This window comes from Micromonospora sp. URMC 107 (genome assembly GCF_051386315.1).
Classification (GTDB): Bacteria; Actinomycetota; Actinomycetes; order Mycobacteriales; family Micromonosporaceae; genus Micromonospora.
Genome location: NZ_JBPQTK010000024.1, coordinates 21,705 through 41,849, shown reverse-complemented (window position 1 = coordinate 41,849; position 20,145 = coordinate 21,705). Strand labels below are relative to the sequence as shown.

At 73.5% G+C, this 20,145-nt stretch carries 18 protein-coding genes and 1 tRNA gene; 8 read left to right on the top strand and 11 right to left on the bottom strand.

What is annotated here, in order from left to right; translation table 11 throughout:
• Positions 1-156 precede the first annotated feature (156 nt).
• Positions 157-741 (top strand): HAD domain-containing protein, encoded by a 585-nt coding sequence (locus ACSNN9_RS08555; protein ID WP_436672330.1) that lies wholly within the window; start codon positions 157-159, stop codon positions 739-741.
• 40 nt (positions 742-781) lie between these two features.
• Here ACSNN9_RS08555 and ACSNN9_RS08550 read toward each other — a convergent pair.
• The 5 genes from ACSNN9_RS08550 to ACSNN9_RS08530 all read right to left on the bottom strand — a co-directional run bounded on the left by ACSNN9_RS08550 (position 782) and on the right by ACSNN9_RS08530 (position 5,057).
• A tRNA-Val gene (locus ACSNN9_RS08550) sits at positions 782-856 on the bottom strand.
• Positions 857-935: 79 nt separating this feature from the next.
• A complete protein-coding gene (locus ACSNN9_RS08545) occupies positions 936-1,403 on the bottom strand; it encodes a peroxiredoxin (protein ID WP_334606300.1) in 468 nt (155 codons plus the stop codon).
• An 83-nt stretch (positions 1,404-1,486) separates the two neighbouring features.
• Positions 1,487-1,924, bottom strand: a complete 438-nt coding sequence (locus ACSNN9_RS08540; RefSeq protein WP_121400356.1) for a DUF3052 domain-containing protein — start codon at positions 1,922-1,924, stop codon at positions 1,487-1,489.
• 112 nt (positions 1,925-2,036) lie between these two features.
• Positions 2,037-4,523 carry a thiamine pyrophosphate-dependent enzyme gene (locus ACSNN9_RS08535; protein ID WP_436672329.1) on the bottom strand — a complete coding sequence of 829 codons (2,487 nt, stop codon included), beginning with the start codon at positions 4,521-4,523 and terminating at the stop codon, positions 2,037-2,039.
• Between the two features lie 51 nt (positions 4,524-4,574).
• Entirely contained in the window at positions 4,575-5,057 is a 483-nt protein-coding gene (locus tag ACSNN9_RS08530; protein ID WP_436672327.1) for a MarR family winged helix-turn-helix transcriptional regulator, read from the bottom strand.
• A 91-nt stretch (positions 5,058-5,148) separates the two neighbouring features.
• On the opposite strand from ACSNN9_RS08530, the gene ACSNN9_RS08525 reads away from it, so the two are divergent.
• Positions 5,149-5,736 (top strand): NADPH-dependent FMN reductase, encoded by a 588-nt coding sequence (locus tag ACSNN9_RS08525; RefSeq protein WP_436672325.1) that lies wholly within the window; start codon positions 5,149-5,151, stop codon positions 5,734-5,736.
• A gap of 95 nt (positions 5,737-5,831) precedes the next feature.
• Here the strand turns inward: ACSNN9_RS08525 and ACSNN9_RS08520 are convergent, their stop codons facing one another.
• Positions 5,832-7,271, bottom strand: a complete 1,440-nt coding sequence (locus tag ACSNN9_RS08520) for a sugar porter family MFS transporter (RefSeq protein ID WP_436672324.1) — start codon at positions 7,269-7,271, stop codon at positions 5,832-5,834.
• 73 nt (positions 7,272-7,344) lie between these two features.
• Positions 7,345-7,749, bottom strand: a complete 405-nt coding sequence (locus tag ACSNN9_RS08515; RefSeq protein ID WP_358091439.1) for a YjbQ family protein — start codon at positions 7,747-7,749, stop codon at positions 7,345-7,347.
• Positions 7,750-8,027: 278 nt separating this feature from the next.
• Between ACSNN9_RS08515 and aceE the strand changes: the two genes are divergently transcribed.
• Positions 8,028-10,772, top strand: coding sequence for a pyruvate dehydrogenase (acetyl-transferring), homodimeric type (gene aceE / locus ACSNN9_RS08510; protein ID WP_358091441.1), 2,745 nt, complete (start codon positions 8,028-8,030; stop codon positions 10,770-10,772).
• Between the two features lie 137 nt (positions 10,773-10,909).
• Here the strand turns inward: aceE and ACSNN9_RS08505 are convergent, their stop codons facing one another.
• Positions 10,910-11,356, bottom strand: a complete 447-nt coding sequence (locus tag ACSNN9_RS08505; protein ID WP_250795157.1) for an SRPBCC family protein — start codon at positions 11,354-11,356, stop codon at positions 10,910-10,912.
• Between the two features lie 186 nt (positions 11,357-11,542).
• Here ACSNN9_RS08505 and ACSNN9_RS08500 point away from each other — a divergent pair, with 186 nt between their 5' ends.
• Genes ACSNN9_RS08500 through gltX form a run of 3 tightly spaced genes read left to right on the top strand, consistent with a single transcriptional unit; the run spans position 11,543 to position 15,607 of the window.
• Positions 11,543-12,874 (top strand): GH1 family beta-glucosidase, encoded by a 1,332-nt coding sequence (locus ACSNN9_RS08500; RefSeq protein ID WP_436672322.1) that lies wholly within the window; start codon positions 11,543-11,545, stop codon positions 12,872-12,874.
• Positions 12,871-14,148: an MFS transporter gene (locus ACSNN9_RS08495; protein WP_436672321.1), complete on the top strand. Its 1,278-nt coding sequence runs from the start codon at positions 12,871-12,873 to the stop codon at positions 14,146-14,148. Before ACSNN9_RS08500 ends, ACSNN9_RS08495 begins: the two co-directional genes overlap by 4 nt.
• Before the next feature lie 49 nt (positions 14,149-14,197).
• Positions 14,198-15,607, top strand: coding sequence for a glutamate--tRNA ligase (gene gltX / locus ACSNN9_RS08490; protein WP_436672319.1), 1,410 nt, complete (start codon positions 14,198-14,200; stop codon positions 15,605-15,607).
• A 100-nt stretch (positions 15,608-15,707) separates the two neighbouring features.
• Here gltX and ACSNN9_RS08485 read toward each other — a convergent pair whose 3' ends face one another.
• Positions 15,708-16,346, bottom strand: a complete 639-nt coding sequence (locus ACSNN9_RS08485) for a copper resistance protein CopC (protein WP_436672317.1) — start codon at positions 16,344-16,346, stop codon at positions 15,708-15,710.
• A 245-nt stretch (positions 16,347-16,591) separates the two neighbouring features.
• Between ACSNN9_RS08485 and ACSNN9_RS08480 the strand changes: the two genes are divergently transcribed.
• Entirely contained in the window at positions 16,592-17,242 is a 651-nt protein-coding gene (locus ACSNN9_RS08480; RefSeq protein ID WP_436672316.1) for a hypothetical protein, read from the top strand.
• Between the two features lie 91 nt (positions 17,243-17,333).
• Here the strand turns inward: ACSNN9_RS08480 and ACSNN9_RS08475 are convergent, their stop codons facing one another.
• Both ACSNN9_RS08475 and ACSNN9_RS08470 read right to left on the bottom strand, forming a co-directional pair.
• Positions 17,334-18,260 carry an NADP-dependent oxidoreductase gene (locus ACSNN9_RS08475; protein WP_436672315.1) on the bottom strand — a complete coding sequence of 309 codons (927 nt, stop codon included), beginning with the start codon at positions 18,258-18,260 and terminating at the stop codon, positions 17,334-17,336.
• Positions 18,261-18,296: 36 nt separating this feature from the next.
• Positions 18,297-18,635, bottom strand: coding sequence for a hypothetical protein (locus ACSNN9_RS08470; RefSeq protein WP_436672313.1), 339 nt, complete (start codon positions 18,633-18,635; stop codon positions 18,297-18,299).
• A 194-nt stretch (positions 18,636-18,829) separates the two neighbouring features.
• Between ACSNN9_RS08470 and ACSNN9_RS08465 the strand changes: the two genes are divergently transcribed.
• Positions 18,830-20,077, top strand: coding sequence for a PucR family transcriptional regulator (locus ACSNN9_RS08465; RefSeq protein WP_436672312.1), 1,248 nt, complete (start codon positions 18,830-18,832; stop codon positions 20,075-20,077).
• Positions 20,078-20,145: the final 68 nt, after the last annotated feature.

Below are 20,145 nucleotides of genomic sequence, written 5' to 3'. Positions count from 1 at the left end.
CGTCGCCCACCAGGTCAGCCCGCCGGTCGCCTTGGTCAGCGTTCGACGACCCGGACGGCCCAGCGGCCCGTTCAGGGCCGCCTTGAAGGCGTACAGAGAGTTCGAAGCAGCCGGTTGTCCGGCTCCGGATGACGGGTCACACCGTGGCTCCACTCGATGGTGACACTCTGCGCGGGCCGGGATCGCTATCGTGCGACGGTGACCGCTAGTGCTCAGCGTCCCTTGCTCTTTCTCGACGTGGATGGGCCACTGATCCCGATTGGTGGGCCGCCGCAGGACTCCGTAGGGCGTGCAGCAAGGGCCGAAGCCACCGGCCACTGGGACGAGATATCCAACCCCCTCCTGTCGAGGCTCAATCCGATGCACGGCAAGCGGCTCGACATGCTCGGGTGCGAGCTGGTCTGGGCCACCACGTGGATGGCTGACGCGAACGAGGACGTGGCACCGCGAATCGGCTTACCAGAACTGCCAGTCGTCGACTGGCCGGAGGAGGATGAAGAGCAACCGACCCGGAGGCTGCACTGGAAGACCAAGGCCCTGGTCGCCTGGGCAGCCGGACGTCCCTTCGTGTGGGTCGACGATGAGATCAGCGACGTTGACCGGACCTGGGTAGCCGCCAACCATCCCGGACGCGCACTTCTCCACCGCGTTGACCCACGGGTTGGACTTTCCGATCCCGACTTTGCCGCCATCGAGCGGTGGCTTGCCACACACGCCCTGTCCGACCAGGAGATCGTCTAGCCGGATGTGTCACCCGACATTTGACATCGATCGGTGGTGATGGTGGGCGCGGCAGGTTTCGAACCTGCGACCCCTCGCTTGTAAGGCGAGTGCTCTCCCGCTGAGCTACGCGCCCGGAACGCCCGTACGGCGGGCCGGAGGGTGGCAAGCTTACCCTGCCCTCCACCGGCCCGGTCGTACGGCGTGCCCGGTTGTCAGGCCGCGGCGGCGTCGGCGAGGGCCTTGCGCCAGCCCTGCTGGTCGCGTGCCTCACCAGGCATGTTCATCTCGGCGAAGCGGACCACGCCCGCCTTGTCGATCACGAAGGTGCCCCGGTTGGCGATGCCGGCGACGTCGTTGAAGACGCCGTACGACTGGGCGACCGCCCCGTGCGGCCAGAAGTCGGCCAGCAGCGGGAACTGGTAGCCCTCCTTGTCGGCCCAGATCTTGTGGGCGTAGACCGAGTCGACGCTGACGGTCAGCACCTGGACGTCGTCGTTGACGTAGTCGTTGAGGTTATCCCGCACCTCGCACAGCTCACCCTGGCAGATCCCGGTGAAGGCGAGCGGGTAGAAGACCAGCAGCACGGTGCGCTTGCCACGGAAGTCCGAGAGCCGGACCTCCTGGTTGTTCTGGTCCTTGAGCACGAAGTCCGGCGCCTCGGCGCCAACCTCGATCGGCATGCGAGCTCCTCAGGATGGGGTCGGATGGGCAACAGCCTGCCACACCCGGCAGCGGGCGCCGCCGGGTGATCGCCGACGACGGCCTACTTCTTGCCCTTGGCCCCGCGGCGCAGGACGAGGCGGGCGCCGCTCCAGTCCCGGCCGGCGTTGACGGTGGAGGTCTGCTGGAGGCCGGCGGTGGGCGCGGACTCGGCGACCTCGCTCGGCTCGACGTGCCCCTCGCGCCCCGCCTTGGGCGTGAGCAGCCACACGACACCGTTGTCGGCCAGCGGGCCGAGGGCGTCGACGAGAAGCTCGAAGAGATCACCGTCGCCGTCCCGGTACCAGACCAGCACCGCGTCGACCACCTCGTCGGTGTCCTCGTCGACCAGCTCTCCACAGCGGTCGGTCAGGGCGTCCCGGAGATCCTGGTCGACGTCGTCGTCGTACCCCATCTCCATGACGACCATCCCCGGTTCGATCCCGAACCGGTCCGCCAGGCTGCGTACCCCGTCGGCGGCCTGACCAGCGGTCGCGCTCACTGTCGCGTGCCTCCTCATCTCATCCCTGCCCGCGGCGTCGCGTCGACGCCGTCAGGCAAAGTCCACACAGTTGTGGCTCCCCGCGCAAGTGGCGCACCGGGTGGAACGGAATTTACCGTGCCAGAAGCGTGCGGGCACCCTGGGTAATTGCTTCCTCGGAGACCAGAACGTGACGGGCCGCCGGGCCTAATGGTACAAACGAGTCAACTCCGGCCACTCGCCGCGCCGCTCCGACATATCCGGCATCCACGAGGGCCGCGATGACCCCCTCGCCGACCCCGCCGGAGCGGCGGGTCTCGTCCACGACCAGCACCCGGCCGGTCGCCGCCGCCTCCCGGATGACGTCGGCCACCGGCAGCGGGGACAGCCAGCGCAGGTCCACTACCCGGGTGCCGATCCCCTCGTCGGCGAGGGTCGCCGCCGCGCGCAGCGACATCGGCACCCCGTTACCGAAGGTGATGATCGTGACGTCCTCGGCGGAGCCGACGCCGTAGACGCGGGCCCGCCCGATCGGCACGTGCCCGCCGGTCCACGCGCCGGGCTCCGCGTAGTGGGCCAGCCACTCGCCGTCGCCGTCGGCGTACAGGTCGCGGGTGTGGTAGAGCGCGATCGGCTCCAGGAAGACGCAGACACTGCCGTCCACCGCCGCGCTGGCCAGGCAGGTGCGCAGCATCGGCGCGGCGTCGTCCGGCCGCGCCGGGACCGCGATCACCAGGCCCGGCACGTCCCGGAGTACGGCCACCGAGTTGTCGTTGTGGAAGTGCCCGCCGAAGCCCTCCTGGTACGCCAGGCCGGCCACCCGCACCACCATCGGGTTGCGGAAGGCCCCCTGCGAGAAGAACTGCATCGTGGCGGCCTCGCCGCGCAGCTGGTCCTCGGCGTTGTGCAGGTACGCCAGGTACTGGATCTCGGGCACGGGCAGCATCCCGGCCAGCCCGGCGCCGAGCCCCAGCCCGAGGATCGAGGTCTCGTCGAGCAGCGTGTCGAAGACCCGGGCCGCGCCGAAGCGGTCCCGCAGCCCCTTGGTCACCCCGTAGACGCCGCCCTTGACGCCGACGTCCTCGCCGAACACGGCCATCTGGGGGTGGTCGAGCATGCCGTCGGCGAGCGCGGCGTTGATGCTCTGCGCCAGCGTCAGCGGGCCGGTCAACTCGGGCGGCCTGCCACCGAACGCCGCCGCCCGGGCGGCGGCGCCGGGGCCTGCCGCGCGGGCCGCCGCGTCGGCCACCGCCCGGGATACCCGCACCGGCCGGCGGGGGGCCAGCGGGGCCACCACCTCCGCGGGCGCGCTGAGCTTCGGCTCGTCCAGCACCTCCTCGGCGATCCGGCGCACCTGCCAGCCGATCTCGTCGTAGCGGGCGAGCAGTTCCTCGCCGGTGGCGACCCCGGCCCCGACCAGCAGCCGCGCGGTGCCGGCCAGCGGGTCGCGGTCCAGGTCGGCGGCGATCTCCTCGGCGCTGCGGTAGGCGGTCTCGGCGTCCGCGCCGGCGTGTCCCATCAGCCGCACGGTCGACAGGTGGAGCACGGCGGGGCGCCGGTGCCGGCGCACCCAGGCCGCCGCCTCGGTCGCGACCTCGTACGCCCGCACCAGGTCGTCGCCGTCCGCCGCGAAGTAGCGGACCCCGGGCTTGGAGCGCAGCGTGGTCTCCACCCACCCCCTCGGGGAGCGGACGCTGATGCCGAGCCCGTTGTCCTCGCAGACGAAGAGCACCGGGATGCGCAGGCCGGTGTGGTCGTACCAGCCGGCGGTGTTGAACGCGGCGGTGGCGCTGGCGTGGTTGACCGAGGCGTCGCCGAACGAGCAGACCACGATGGCGTCCGGCGGCCAGGACGCCTGCTCGGCGCCCCCACCGCTGCCGACCCGCACCCCGTCGCGCCGGCCGGAGGTCTCGAGCCGGCGGAGCCGCTCCACCGCCAGCCCCATCCCGACGGCGCGGGGCAGGTGCGAGGCGATGGTGGAGGTGGTCGGGACGACGGCCAGGTCGGCCCGGCCGAAGACCTTGTGCCGCCCGCCGGCGACCGGTTCGAGGCTGGAGGTCACCATGCCCCGCAGCACGTCGCGGGCCGCCTCGGCGTACGCCGGAGCGAGCGGCCGGTCCGCGACGGACCCGGCGCCGCCGGTGGGCTCGTCCGGGTCGGCGGCGTCCGGCCGGGAGCCGTCGCCGGTCCCGGTCGGGTCGGCCTCGACGGGCCCGTCGGCCGCGGCCGGCTGCCCGCCCTGCTCGGCCTCGGGGCGCTCGGCCGGCGCCGGCCGGTCAACCTGGGCGGCGCGGACGCAGTAGAAGGCACCCGAGCGGTAGTGCAGCAGCGCCGGGTCGGTCGCGCGCAGCGCGGCGGCGACCGCGGCGTTCCCCTCGTGGCCGGCGGAACCGATCGTGTAGAAGCCCTCGCCGAAGCTGCGCAGCCACCGGCCGGCCAGGTCGAGCTGGCGGCTGGTGGCCTGGGCGTCGAAGAGGTCGAGCGCCCGCGCGCCGGTCAACGTCGTGTCGTCGGTGACCGGCCGTGCCGGGTCACGCCGCTGCGGCGGGGTGGCCAGCGCGGCCAGCGTCTCCCGGAACCGGTCGTCGAGATCTTGCGGGGTGGTCACGTCGGACAGCATTACCGACGAGCGGCCTGCGCGCCCACTCGGACACGTTCGACGCGGCGTGGGTCAGTCGTCGCCGCACTGTTCGGGGCAGCCGCCGTCGGAGACCTTCCAGACCAGCTCGCGCAGGGTCGCCAGCTCCCGCACGGTGAGCCCGGCGAGCAGCCGGGAGTCCGACATGACCTGGTGCACCCGGGCCCGCACCTGCCGCCCCGGCCCGGTCACCACCAGCGTCTTCTGCCGCCGGTCGGCGGGGTCGGTGCGCCGCTCGACCAGCCCGGCCCGCTCCAGCTTGTCGACCAGGGCGGTCACGTTGGAGCGGTCGCAGCCGAGCCCCTCGGCGAGGTCACGGGCCGGCAGCGGCCGGTCCGGGTCCAGCTCGTGCAGCGCCCGGGCGGTCGCGGGGGTCAGCCCCAGCTCGGCGATCTCCACGTCCTGGTGGTGGCGCAGCGCGGCGGCGAGGTGCGTGATGCGGCGCACCACGTCGCCGGCCAGCGCCGCGCGGTCGGCGGGCTCCGGCGGGGTGGAGGGGACGGTGTGCTGCGCCATGCCTCACATCCTACTTGCGGTCAATAGTTGAATACCTCTACCGTTTAGCAGCTCACGCAAATCGCGTCGAGCGCCGAACGGAGGAACCACCATGTCCGACTTCTCGGTCCTCGCCATCTCCGGCAGCCTGCGCGACGCGTCGTACAACACCGCGCTGATCCGGGCCGCGCAGCGCCTCGCACCCGAGCGGCTGACCATCGAGCGGTACGAGGGCCTCGGCGCCATCCCGCCCTTCAACGAGGACGTCGAGGCCGAGCCGCCGGCGTCAGTGGTCGACCTACGGCAGCGGATCGCGGCGGCCGACGCGCTGCTCATCGCCACCCCGGAGTACAACTACGGGGTGCCCGGGGTGCTGAAGAACGCCCTCGACTGGGCGTCCCGGCCGAGCTTCCCGATCACCTCCTGGGTGTCACCGCTGGCGCACAAGCCGGTGGCCATCATGGGCGCGGCGCCGACCGGGATGGGCACCGTCCGGGCCCAGCTCCAGCTCCGGCAGCTGTTCCTGTGGACCGACTCCGCCGTGCTCAGCAAGCCGGAGATCATCGTGACCAACGCGCACGAGAAGATCGCGCCGGACGGCACCGTCAAGGACGAGACCACGCAGGCGCTGCTGAGCGGCCTGCTCGACGCCCTGACCACCAGGATCCGCGTGGCCCGACTCGCGCTCGCCACCGCCTGACCCCCGAGTGGCCGGCTCGATCGTGGGGTCGGCGGCGCGACGCCCCGCTGGGGCGCCGGCGCGACCGACGCCGCCACCCCACGATCGTCGAAGGGTCACATCGTCTCCAACTCGCGGCCCTTCGTCTCCGGGACGGCGCGCGCCACGAAGACGAGAGCCAGCACCGCGAAGGCGGTGTAGACGCCGTACGCGAGCGTGAGCCCGACCTCGGCGATGGCGGGAAAACTGACGGTCACCAACCAGTTCGCGGTCCACTGGACGGTTCCGGCGACGGCGATGGCGGCGGCGCGGATCCGGTTGTTGAACATCTCGCCGAGCAGCACCCAGAGCACCGGACCCCAGCTCGCGGCGAAGGACACGACGTAGAGGTTGGCGGTGACGAGGGCGATCACGCCCACGGTCGGCGGCAGGCTGACGTTCTCCCCCGACCCCGTGGCGCGGCTGAAGCACCAGGCGAGGACGGCGAGGGTGAGCACCATGCCCCCGGCGCCGACGGCCAGCAACGGCTTGCGGCCGACCCGGTCGACGAGCGCGATCGCGACGAGCGTGGCGAGGATGTTCGTGCCGCTGGTGATCACGCTCGTGACCAGCGCGTCCCGTTCCTCGAAGCCGACGGCCCGCCACAGCGTGGTGGAGTAGTAGAAGACCACGTTGATGCCGACCAGCTGCTGCAACGCCCCCAGGACGATGCCGACCCAGACGATCGGCAGCAGGCCCAGACGCCGCCCGGCGGGGTCGCCGCGTAGCTGCAACAGCCGCGTTCCCCGCCCGCCTCCGGCGAGCGACCGGTCGATCTCCCCCACCCGCACCCCGTCGCCGACGTACCGGCCGAGCACCGCGCGCGCCTCGTCGTAGCGCCTGCGGCGCACGAGGTAGCGGGGCGACTCGGGGATCCGCAGCGCGACCACCCCGTAGACCACCGCGGGAACCGCGGCCGAGGCGAACATCCAGCGCCACGCCGCACCGCCCCACGGCTCCTGCGCACCGGCGCCGCCGGCCAGGGTGGCCAGGGCGTAGTCGACCACCAGCGCGACGAAGATGCCGGAGACGATGGCGAGCTGCTGCAGGGAACCGAGCCGTCCGCGCTGCTCGGCCGGCGCCACCTCGGCGATGTAGGCCGGAGCGATCACGCTCGCCGCGCCCACGGCCAGACCGCCGACGACCCGCCACGCGGTCAGGCTGACCGGTCCCACGGCGAGGGCCGCGCCGGCGCTGCTGACCGCGAAGAGGACCGCGGCGATCCGCATGACCCCCACCCGGCCGATCCGGTCGGCCAGCGGCCCGGCGAACCAGGCGCCCACGGCGCCACCGATCAGGGCCGAGGAGACCGCGGCCCCGAGCACCAGCGGGGAGAGGCCGAACTCGGCCTCGATGGCGTCCACCGCGCCGTTGATCACGGCCGTGTCGTAACCGAACAGGAAGCCGCCGATCGCCGCGGCCCCGGCCACCACGACGGCCGAACGGCGCTCCTCCGGGCGCGTGCCCGCCGGCGCCGCGCCCGGCTCGGCCTTCGACCCGTCATCGCCGGCGTCCATGCCGTCCATGCTGCATGAACAGGCGGTTCCGCCCGGCCCCAACGCGGATGTCGCGCGCCCGGACGCAGGGCGGTCAGCCGGGCAGGAACGAGAAGCGGACGCTGCGGGTGGGGTTGTCGCCGTTGGGGTCGACCAGGCAGATCGACTGCCAGGTGCCCAACGCCAGCCGGCCGCCGACGACCGGCAGCGTCGCGTACGGGGGGACGAACGCCGGCAGCACGTGGTCGCGCCCGTGGCCGGGCGAGCCGTGCCGGTGCCGCCACCGGTCGTCGGTGGGCAGCAGGTCGTCGAGCGCGGCGAGCAGGTCGTCGTCGGACCCCGAGCCCGTCTCGATGATCGCCAGCCCGGCCGTGGCGTGCGGCACGAAGACGTGCAGCAGACCGTCGCCCTGCCCGGAGACGAACCGCTCGGCCTCGGCGGTGATGTCCCGGACGGTCGGCCGGGCCCCGGTCTGGACCGTGATCACCTCACTGCGCATACGACGCATTCTGCCCGAGCGGGGCACCAACCGCCGCCGGAGTCCTCCCCCACCGGGCCGGCGCCCCGCCCGGCGGCCCCGCCGACCAGCCCGAGCCCGGGCGGCAGGGGGGCGGGGCACCCGGCCGCCCGGCTCGCACCGGGCGGCCGGTTGCGCAAAGTTACCGGCGGGTACCTGTGTCGCGCGTCGCGTCTCCGGGCGGTGGGCGTGACGGCGGGTGCCACCAGGAGGCAGGATGACGCTAGAGACCTATCCCACACAGAACCGAGGGAACGCCTGTGGCTACGGAACGCAAGCGCCCGGTGATCACCGCTGGTCTGCCGAGCCAGCTTCCGGACATCGACCCTGAAGAGACCGGCGAATGGGTCGAGTCGCTCGACGGTGTCATCGACGAGCGCGGGACCAAGCGCGCCCGCTACGTCATGCTGCGCCTGCTGGAGCGGGCCCGCGAGCGCCAGGTCGGGGTGCCGTCGCTGACCACCACCGACTACATCAACACCATCCCGCCGGAGCGCGAGCCGTGGTTCCCGGGCGACGAGCACGTGGAACGGCGGATCCGGGCGTACGTCCGGTGGAACGCGGCCATGCTGGTGCACCGGGCGCAGCGCCCCGAGATCGGCGTCGGCGGGCACATCTCCACCTTCGCCAGCTCGGCCTCGCTCTACGAGGTGGGCTTCAACCACTTCTTCCGCGGCAAGGACCACCCGGGCGGCGGCGACCACATCTTCTACCAGGGCCACGCCTCCCCCGGCATGTACGCGCGGGCGTTCCTGGAGGGGCGGCTGACCGAGCACCAGCTCGACGGGTTCCGCCAGGAGCTGTCGCACCCGGGCGGCGGCCTGCCGTCGTACCCGCACCCCCGGCTCATGCCGGACTTCTGGGAGTTCCCCACGGTGTCCATGGGCCTGGGCGGGCTGAACGCGATCTACCAGGCGCGGTTCAACCGCTACCTGCACCACCGGGGCATCAAGGACACCTCGGACCAGCACGTGTGGGCGTACCTGGGCGACGGCGAGATGGACGAGCCGGAGACGCTCGGCGCGATCGGCGTGGCCGCCCGCGAGGAGCTGGACAACCTCACCTTCGTGATCAACTGCAACCTCCAGCGGCTCGACGGGCCGGTGCGCGGCAACGGCAAGGTCATGCAGGAGCTGGAGGCGTTCTTCCGGGGCGCCGGCTGGAACGTCATCAAGGTGGTCTGGGGCCGGGAGTGGGACCCGCTGCTCGCCGCCGACACCGACGGCGCGCTGGTCAACCTCATGAACACCACGCCCGACGGTGACTACCAGACCTACAAGGCGGAGTCCGGGGCGTACGTCCGGGAGCACTTCTTCGGCCGCGACCAGCGGACCCGCAAGATGGTCGAGCACCTCAGCGACGACGAGATCTGGAACCTCAAGCGGGGCGGGCACGACTACCGCAAGCTCTACGCGGCCTACAAGGCGGCCATGGAGCACACCGGCCAGCCGACCGTGATCCTGGCCAAGACGATCAAGGGCTGGACGCTGGGCTCGCACTTCGAGGGCCGTAACGCCACCCACCAGATGAAGAAGCTGACGCTGGAGGACCTGAAGACCTTCCGCGACCGGCTCTACCTGGACATCCCGGACAAGGCGCTGGAGGACAACCCCTACCTGCCGCCGTACTACACGCCGGGCGAGAAGTCCGACGAGATCGCCTACCTCAAGGAGCGGCGCCAGCAGCTCGGCGGCTACCTGCCGTCGCGGCGGTCCGGTCAGAAGCGGCTGGCCATCCCCGGCCCGGAGCGCTTCGCCGACGTCAAGCGCGGCTCGGGCAAGCAGAAGGTGGCCACCACGATGGCCTTCGTCCGCCTGCTCAAGGACGTGATGAAGGACAAGGAGTTCGGCAAGCGCTGGGTGCCGATCATCCCGGACGAGGCCCGCACCTTCGGCATGGACTCGCTCTTCCCGACGCAGAAGATCTACTCGCCGCACGGCCAGCGGTACACCTCCGTCGACCGGGAGCTGTTCCTGTCGTACAAGGAGGCCGTCGGCGGGCAGATCCTGCACGAGGGGATCAACGAGGCCGGCTCGGTCGCCTCGTTCACGGCGGCGGGCTCGGCGTACGCCACCCACGACGAGCCGATGATCCCGATGTACATCTTCTACTCGATGTTCGGGTTCCAGCGCACCGCCGACGGGCTGTGGGCCGCCGCGGACCAGATGGCCCGGGGCTTCCTGCTCGGCGCCACCGCCGGCCGGACCACGCTCAACGGCGAGGGGCTCCAGCACGAGGACGGCCACTCGCTGCTGATCGCCGCCACCAACCCGGCGGTGGTCGCGTACGACCCGGCGTTCGCGTTCGAGATCGCGCACATCGTGGAGAACGGCCTGCACCGGATGTACGGCGAGGCGCAGGAGAACGTCTTCTACTACCTGACGATTTACAACGAGCCGATCCTCCAGCCGGCGGAGCCGGAGGGGGTGGACGTCGAGGGCGTGCTCAAGGGCATCTACCGCTACTCCCCCGCCCCGTCGGTGGGCGACGACGCGCCGAAGGCCAACGTGCTCGCCTCGGGCACCGGCATGCAGTGGGCGCTCAAGGCGCAGCAGCTGCTGGCCCAGGACTGGGGCGTGGCCGCCGACGTCTGGTCGGTGACCTCCTGGACGGAGCTGCGCCGGGACGCGGTGCAGTGCGAGGAGCACAACCTGCTCAACCCGGGCGCGGAGCAGCGGGTGCCCTACATCCAGCAGAAGCTGGCCGACGCCGAGGGCCCGAAGGTCGCGGTCAGCGACTGGATGCGCGCGGTGCCGGACCTGATCGCCCGCTGGGTGCCGGGTGACTACACGTCCCTCGGCACGGACGGGTTCGGCATGTCCGACACCCGGCACGCCCTGCGCCGGCACTTCCACGTCGACGCCGAGTCGGTGGTGGTCGCGACGCTGCGGCAGTTGGCCCTCCGCGGCACGGTGCCGGCGAGCGTGCCGGCCGAGGCGGCCAAGAAGTACGCCATCGAGGACGTCAACGCGGCCCCGGTCGGCGAGACCGGCGGCGACAGCTAGGACGTACGCACGAAGGGCCCGGCGCACCCGCGCCGGGCCCTTCGTCGTCGCCGGAGGAGCGAACCGGCGGTGGTCCGGAGTCCCTGGCGGGGACACCGGGCCACCGCCGTCGCGGGTGGCGCCAGGACGTGCCCGGCTCAGCCGACGGCGGCCAGATCGGTCAGCCGGGCGAGCGAGTCCTCCAGGTCGGCGCCGACCCTGCGCAGGCCGAGGCGCAGCAGGGCGGCCTTGACCGGACCGGCCGGCCAGCGCACGACGATGAGTCGCACGATCGTCCCGCCCTCCTCCTCGTCCGCGGTGAGCTGGACGTAGATCTCGGTGCGCGCCTCCGCCCGGGCACCGGCGCCCTTGGCGCGTTCGCGCCAGCCGATCAGAGTCGGCTCCTGGTAGGCGATCACCTCGGCCTCATGCGCCGCGCCACGTCCGGCCTGGACCAGTTGTCGGCGGCCGAAGCCCTCTCCCGAGAGCACCTCGGCCGCACGGACCCCCGCCAGCCAGGCCGGCAACTGCTCGGCCCGCTGCACGACGTCCCAGACCGCTTCCACTGGCGCCATCACGTGCGCACTGCGTTCCACGAGGATCATTTCCGTCTTTCCTCCAGTGAGGACATCCCACGATATCGGCACTCTATGCGCAAATTCGGACGTACCGGGACGGGTTTGGAAAAGACACGCCGAAATCCATTGCGCCGCGGCGACGCACGGCCTATGGCGCATCGACCGGCCGCGCCCTAAAGTCGCGAGCACGATTCACGTACGACGGGAGGGCGCATGTCGACCGCAGCGATGCCCGAGTTCCCCGCCGGATTCCGCTGGGGAGTGTCCACCTCCGCCTACCAGATCGAGGGCGGCGTCGACGAGAACGGGCGGGGAGCGTCCATCTGGGACACCTTCGCCCACACCCCCGGGCGGATCGCCGACGGCAGCACCGGCGACGTGGCCTGCGACCACTACCACCGGCACGCCGAGGACGTCGCGCTGCTGGCCGGGCTGGGCGTCTCGGCGTACCGCTTCTCGATCGCCTGGCCCCGGGTGCGGCCCAGCGGCGACGGCCCGGTCGACGCGCGCGGGCTGGACTTCTACGACCGGCTCGTCGACGACCTGCTCGCCCACGGCGTCGACCCGGTCGCCACGCTCTTCCACTGGGACCTGCCCCAGTGGGCCGAGGACGCGGGAGGCTGGCTCGCCCGGGACACCGCCCACCGCTTCGCCGAGTACGCCGACGCGACCGCCGCCCGGCTCGGCGACCGGGTGAAGCTCTGGATCACCCTGAACGAGCCGTTCATCCACATGAGCCTCGGCCACGGCACGGGCGAGCACGCCCCCGGCCGGACGCTGCTCTTCGACGCCTTCCCCGTGGCCCACCACCAGCTCCTCGGCCACGGTCTCGCCGTCGCCGCGCTGCGGGCGCGCACCACGAGCCCGGTCGCCATCGCCAACAACTACTCGCCCGTGCGGGCGGCCGGCGAGTGCGCCGCCGACCGGGCGGCCGTCGCGGCGTACGAGGCGCTGCACAACCGGCTCTTCACCGACCCGCTGTTCGGCCGCGGCTACCCCGCCGGGCTGGGCTTCGACACGGCCGTGGTGCGCGCCGGGGACCTCGACGTGATCGCCGCGCCGATCGACGTGCTGGGGGTCAACTACTACAACCCCACCGGCGTACGCGCCCCGCGGGAGGGCTCGCCGCTGCCGTTCGAGCTGGTGCCGCTGGACGGATACCCGCGCACCGCCTTCGACTGGCCGGTCGCCCCGGACGGGCTGCACGAGCTGCTCGGCTGGCTGCGCCGCACGTACGGCGACGACCTGCCGCCGATCCAGGTCACCGAGAGCGGCTGCGCGTACGACGACGCGCCCGACGCCGACGGCCGGGTGCACGACCCGGAGCGGATCGCCTACCTCGACGGGCACCTGCGCGCGGTCCACGCGGCGATGGCCGAGGGCGTCGACGTGACCGGCTACTTCGTCTGGTCGCTGCTGGACAACTGGGAGTGGGCGGAGGGCTTCACCAAGCGCTTCGGCCTCGTGCACGTCGACTTCGACACCCAGCTCCGCACGCCCAAGTCCTCGTACGCCTGGCTCCGTGACCTGATCGCCCGGCCGTGACCACCGCCGATCCGTCGCCCGCGTCGCCGCCGGCGGCGCTCGCCGAGCCGACGGTCCCGGTGCGGCGCGGCTGGATCGCGCTGGTCTTCGCGGCGAACCTCGGCGTCTGGATGGCGTTCTTCACGCCGATCCAGGTGCTGCTGCCGCAGCAGCTGGGGCGGATCGCGCCGGCCGACAAGGAGGCCGCGCTGGCCGTGGTCACCGGCCTCGGCGCGCTCGCCGCGGTGCTCGCCAACCCCCTCGCCGGGGCGCTGTCGGACCGGACCTGCCTGCGGCTGGCCGGGCGGGAGTTCGGCCGGCGGCACGTCTGGACCGCCGGCGGCGCGCTGCTCGGCGCGGCGGCCCTGGTGCTGCTGGCGCGGCAACGCACCGTCGCCGGGGTCGCGCTCGGCTGGGTCGCCGCGCAGGTCTGCTTCAACGCGATGCTGGCCAGCCTGACCGCCGCCGTGCCGGACCGGGTGCCGGTCGTCCAGCGCGGAGGCGTCTCCGGCTGGGTCGGCATCCCCCAGGCGCTGGGGCTGGTGCTCGGGGTGGTGCTGGTGACCGCCGTGGTGAGCGGCACCTCCGCCGGCTACCTGGCGATGGCGGCCGCGGTGCTGCTGCTCGCCCTGCCGTTCGCGCTGCTCACCGCCGACGATCCGCTGCCCCGCACGCACCGCCCGGCGCTGCGGTGGCGCGCACTGCTCGCGTCGATGTGGATCTCGCCGCGCCGCCACCCCGACTTCGGCTGGGCCTGGATCACCCGGTTCCTGGTGCAGCTCGGCAACGCGCTCGGCACGCTCTACCTGCTCTACTTTCTCACCGACGAGGTCCGCCACGTCGACCCCGAGGGCGGCCTGCTGGTGCTGATCCTGCTCTACACGGCCGGCCTGGCGGCCACCGCCGTGGTGGCCGGGCGGCTGTCGGACCGGTCCGGCCGGCGCAAGGTCTTCGTCATCGCCGCCGGCGGGATCATGGCGGTCGCCGCGCTGCTGCTGGCCGTCGCGCCGGTCTGGCCGGTGGCGGTGGTCGCCGCGCTGCTGCTCGGCGCCGGTTACGGCGTCTACCTGTCCGTGGACGCCGCGCTCATCACCCAGGTCCTGCCGGCCGCCGCCGACCGGGCCAAGGACCTCGGCGTGATCAACATCGCCAACTCCGCCCCGCAGGTGCTCGGTCCGGCGATCTCGGCCCCGCTCGTGGTCCACCTCGGCGGCTACCCGGCGCTCTACGCGGTCACCGCGGCGGTCACCGTGCTGGGCAGCGTGCTGGTGCTGAAGATCCGCTCGGTGCCCTGAGCCGCACCCCTGGCGGAATCCGGTCGCGGGCCGCCGTAGGCTGGAGGACGTGACGGTACGTGTGCGCTTCGCCCCCTCCCCGACCGGTATGTTCCACGTCGGCGGCGCCCGCTCGGCGCTCCAGAACTGGATCTACGCCAAGCAGCAGGGCGGGGTGTTCGTGCTCCGCATCGAGGACACCGACGCGGCACGCAACAAGCCGGAGTGGACCGAGGGCATCCTCTCCGCGCTGGACTGGATCGGCATCGAGCGCGGCAGCTACGAGGGCCCGCACTTCCAGTCGGAGTACGCGGGCGAGCACCGGGCCGCCGCCGCGCGGCTGCACGAGTCCGGCCGCGCCTACTACTGCGACTGCACCCGGGAGGCCGTGCAGGCCCGCACCGGCTCGCAGTACCAGGGCTACGACGGCTTCTGCCGGGATCGGGGCCTGCCGGCCGGCGAGGGACGCGCCCTGCGCTTCCGCACGCCGGACGAGGGCGAGACCGTCGTGGTCGACCTGATCCGCGGCGAGCCCACCTTCGAGAACAAGCTGATCGAGGACTTCGTCATCGCCCGGGGCGACGGCTCGCCGGTCTTCCTGCTGGCCAACGTGGTCGACGACATGACCATGGGGATCACCCACGTGATCCGAGCCGAGGAGCACCTGCCCAACACCCCCAAGCAGCAGCTGCTGTGGGACGCCCTCGGGGTCGAGCCGCCGATCTGGGCGCACGTGCCGGTGGTGGTCAACGAGAAGCGGCAGAAGCTCTCCAAGCGCCGCGACAAGGTGGCCCTGGAGGCGTACCGGGACGAGGGCTACCTGGCCGCGGCGATGCGCAACTACCTGATGCTGCTCGGCTGGGCGCCGTCGGGCGACCGGGAGATCGTCCCGTGGTCCGTGATCGAGGAGGAGTTCCGGCTGGCGGAGGTCAACCCGTCGCCGGCGTTCTTCGACGAGAAGAAGCTCCGGGCGTTCAACGGCGAGTACATCCGGGCGCTCGGAGTCGAGGAGTTCGTCGACGCCTGCCGGCCGTGGCTGACGGGCACCGGCACCATCGCCCCGCCGCCGTGGCAGCCGGAGGAGTTCGACGCGGACGCCTTCGCGGCCGTGGCCCCGCTGGCGCAGACGCGGATCGCGGTGCTCAGCGAGATCGTGCCGAACGTCGACTTCCTCTTCCTCGCCGCGCCGCTGACCGACGAGGCCGCCTGGGCCAAGGCGATGAAGGAGGGCGCGGCGGAGCTGCTGGACGCCGCCACGGCGGCGTTCGAGGCGCTGGAGTCGTGGGACGCGGAGACGCTGAAGTCGACGCTGGAGGCGGTCGGCGCCGAGCGCGGGCTCAAGCTCGGCAAGGCCCAGGCCCCGGTGCGCGTCGCGGTCACCGGCCGCACCGTCGGGCTGCCGCTGTTCGAGTCGCTGGAGGTGCTCGGCCGCGAGCGCACCCTGAGCCGGCTGCGCGCCGCCCGGGTCCGCCTGGTCTGAACCGTCACGGCCGACGCGCGCACCGCGCCGGCCCGGCGTACCCCGTCAGCGCCCGGACCGGTCGGTCCGGGCGCTGACCCGTCGGGGGCGCGGGTGGCGGTCAGCGGCGGGCGGAGCGGCGGCGCAGCAGCAGGCCGGCGGCGAGGGCGGCGAGGAGGAGCACGCCGCCGAGCGCCCACAGCCAGCCGCGCCCGGCCGCGTCGTCGCTCTCCTCCGCCGCCGGCACCGCGGCCTCCGGCGTGCCCGTGCCCGCCGGAGCGGGGGTGGCGGAGGACGGCCCGGCACCGGTCGACGGCGCCCCGGCCGAGGACGGCCCGGCGACGGACGGCGACGGCAGGGCCGAGGCCTGGGCGGTCGGCGGCTCGGCGGGGGTGCCGGTGGTCAGGGTGAACCGGACCTCACCGGAGACCGGGTGCCCGTCGCTGGACGCCACCCGGTAGCCGACGATGTAGAGCCCCGCCCGGCCCGGCTTGAACGGGACGCTCACCCGGGAGCCGGAGAAGGTCGGCGCGCCGCCCAGCGCGGCCACGTTGTCCGGTCCGGTCACTGTGATCTTCGTCGTACTCGGGTCCGCCTTCGCCAGGAAACGCAGCTCGATCCGGGCCGGCGCCTCGGCCAACCGCGCGCCGTCGCGCGGATCGCTGCCGGTCAGCGAGTTGTGGGCGGCCGCCGGCGCGGGCGGCAGCAACAACGACACACCGAGCGCCACGCCGAACACCACCGGCCAGGTACGCGCCACCCGTGAGAACCTGCCCCCCATGAACCCCTCCGTAAAGGTACGATCCGCCCGCTGATCCACGGCCACCGTCCATTGGTCGGGCCGGGATCACAGATAGTTCCAATTACTGTTTTACGAGCTGCAACCGATCGACGTTCTGCGCAGTCTTGAGGGTGGCACCCCCGGTACGGGTTGGGTCACCCTCGTCAGCCGACCAACGCGTGACCTGCAGCAAGCCACCCATCGAACGGGGCGAGGAGGCGGCGATGGTCCGAACGATGCGGCGGCTGGTCGCGGTGTTGGCGGGCGGGCTCGCGGCGGCGGTCCTGTCGCTCGGGCCGTCCGGGACGGCGACGGCGGCGCCGAAGCCCGCACCGGCCGGAGTGGAGATCACCGGGGAGGGGCTGGCGGAGCCGTTGCGGCTGCGCGCCGAGGCCCACCCGACGCACGTGGTGGCGATCATCGACCAGGTCAACTTCCTCGGCCGCACCGGGCAGGCCAAGGGCCCGAAGGCGGCCGACCTCGGTCCGAAGTACACCGTCGTGGTGTTCGCCGGCGACGTCGCGAAGCAGACGTACGACCTCTACCCGAAGGCGGTCGGCGGGCCGCGCGTCTTCCGCCCGGCCAAGCAGCCGGACGCCCGCAAGACCGCCGCGGGCTGGTTCCTCGGCCGGCTCAGCATGTCGGAGACCCTCCGCACGGCGGGCGTCCCGCTGGAGCGGCAGTTCGACACCGTCAGTGGCGGCGTCGGCGGCGGCGAACGGGTCATCCCGGAGGACGCCCTCAACCCGGCCAAGGACATCGACGAGGCGCTCGGCGAGTTGCAGCGGCTGCTGCTGCTCAACGTCGCGGTGGTGCTGGTCATCACGTCGGGACTCGCCGGGATCGCGCTGCTGGTCCGCCGCCGCACCCGCTGACCCCACCGCACCGGCCGGCCCCGGGGCCGGTCGCCGTGGCCCGGTCGCGGGCCGACGTCCCCGGTCGACGCGCCCGCACCCCGGCCGGGGGTCAGACCTCCAGGACGACCTTGCCGCGCACGTGCCCCGCCTCCACCATGCGCTGCGCGTCCGCCGCCTGCGCCAGCGGGAACGTCCGTGCCACGTGGACGGTCAGCCGGCCGGCGTCGACCAGCCCGGCGAGCGCGCCCAGGTCCACGGTCGACGGCTTGACGAACAGGTAGCTGCCGCCCAGCCGGGTGACGTGCTCCGGGTCGGCCGTCGAGATCAGCCGCGCGGGCCGGGCGATCAGCTCGGCCGAGACGTCGAGCGCGTCGCCGCCGAACAGGTCGAGCACCACGTCCACCCCGTCGGGCGCGACCGCGCGGACCCGGTCGGCCAGCCCGTCGCCGTACGCGACCGGCTCGGCGCCCAGCGACCGGACGAAGTCGTGGTTGGCCGCGCCGGCCGTGCCGATCACGCGGTCCGCGCCGAGCGCGCGGGCGACCTGCACCGCCAGGTGGCCCACCCCGCCGGACGCCCCGTGCACCAGCACCGTGTCACCGGCGCCGGTGCGCGCCGACTGGAGCGCCTGGTACGCCGTGAGACCCGCCAGGGGCAGGCCGCCCGCCTCGACCCAGGACGCCTGGACCGGCTTGCCCGCCAGCGCCCGCTCGGGCGCCGGGACGAGTTCGGCGTACGTGCCGTACTGGATGTGGTCGCGTCGGACGTAGCCGACGACCTCGTCGCCCACGGCGAACCCGGTCACCGCCGGCCCGACCGCCTCGACCACCCCGGCCGCGTCCCAACCGGGAACGAGCGGGAAGTGACCGGGGATCGCACCGGCCAGGTGCCCCTCGCGCACCTTCCAGTCGACCGGGTTCACCCCGGCCGCCCGGACCCGCACGAGCACCGTGTCGGGGCCGACCGGCGGGTCGGGCAGGTCCCGGACGGTCAGCAGGTCGGCCGGGCCGTACGCGTCGATCGCGATCGCCTTCACACCGACCACGCTAGTGGCCGGGCGGCGTCCCCGTGGTCAGCACCAGCGACGTGGCGGCCGCTCGCGGCGGGTGCCGCGCTGCCGGGGGCGGACCGGGCCGTGCCGGTGCGCCCCGGCCCAGCCGGGCAGGTCGCTGCGGCAGCCGTGGGCCGCCGCGGGCTCGGGCTCGCCGCTCGGAGCCGGCTCGGCCACGCGCTGCCGGGGCACCGTGACGTCCTCGTCGGGGCGCTCGCACGCGCGGGCCGGGTGCTCCGGCGAGTGGGCCGGGAACCCGCCGGGCAGCCGGCGGTGCTTGGCTGCCGCCTGCTGCTCGTGGTGGCCCGGCCGGCAGGGCTCGCCCTGGGCGCAGCCGTGCTCGGCCTCCCCGTGCGCCATCCCGGTCTCCTCACGCTCTCGCCCCGCCCGCCGGGGTCGCTCCGGCGGGCCCTGTCACCGTACTGGCCGGCACCGACGCCCCGTACAGCCGCACCCGCCTCCCCCACCGGCAGCAGGCAACCGGAAGGGCGCCCGGGCGCGGAGGCGGGCCGCCCGGCGCCCAGGCGCAGGTCGGGGCATGTCAGGCTGGGGCGGTGAGCGAGCCGGGCGGGACGGAACTGTCGGCCACGCTGCGCCGGATCGAGCGGGCGGCGGGGGCGCTGGCCAGCGCCAGCGTGGCCCGGATGGACGAGACCCAGCCCTGGTTCCGCGGCCTGCCGCCCGACCACCGCTCCTGGGTGATGCTGGTGGCCCAGGCCGGCGCCCGGTCGCTGGTGCAGTGGCTGCGTGACGGCGGCGGCACGGCGGACAGCACCCAGGAGGTCTCGGACGAGGTCTTCGCCACCGCGCCGCAGGCGCTCGCCCGCTCGATCAGCCTCCAACAGACCGTCGCGCTGGTGAAGGTGATGATCGACGTCGTCGAGGAGCAGGTCTCGCACCTGGCGGCGGAGGGCGAGGAGCAGCAGTTGCGCGAGGCGGTGCTGCGCTTCTCCCGGGAGATCGCCTTCGCCGCCGCCCGCGTGTACGCCCGGGCCGCCGAGTCGCGCGGTTCGTGGGACGCCCGGTTGCAGGCGTTGCTGGTGGACGCGCTGCTGCGCGGCGACTCGCCGGACGTGCTGGCGAGCCGGGCGGCGGCGCTCGGCTGGGCGGACGCCCCGCCGGTGGCGGTGGCGGTCGGCCGATCCCCCGGCGGGGAGGTCTCGGCGGTGCTGCACACGGTGCACCGGCAGGCCCGGCGCATCGGCACGGAGGTGATCGGCGGGGTGCACGGCGACCGGCTGGTCATCGTGCTCGGCGGCGCCGCCGACCCGGTCGCGGCCACCGGCAAGCTGCTCGGCGCGTTCGGGGACGGGCCGGTGGTGGTCGGTCCGGCCGTGCCGAGCCTGGACGAGGCGACCGAGTCGGCGCGCGCCGCGCTGGCCGGCTTCCGGGCCGCCCCGGCCTGGCCGACCGCGCCCCGGCCGGTGCCGGCGGACGAGCTGCTGCCGGAGCGGGCGCTGGCCGGGGACGCGGAGGCGCGCCGACGGCTGCGCCACGACGTCTACGCCGCGCTGGTGCGGGCCGGCGGGGAGCTGCTGGAGACCCTCGACGCCTTCTTCGCGGCCGGCGGCACGCTGGAGAGCGCCGCGCGGTCCCTCTTCGTGCATCCGAACACGGTGCGCTACCGGCTGCGGCGGATCTCCGACGTCACCGGCTTCTCGCCGCTCGCGGCGCGGGACGCGTTCGCGCTCCAGGTGGCCCTCACCGTCGGCCGGCTCGACCCGGTGGCACCAACCACGACAATGAACCCAGGCGGCGGTAAAACGTCACACACAGGTGATGATCGCCGCCGATTTCTGTAGGATCCCTCCAAAGGTTCTAGTGTGGTTTGGTCGGGGGCGGCACAGCGCTACCCGCGCGTATCCGGGAG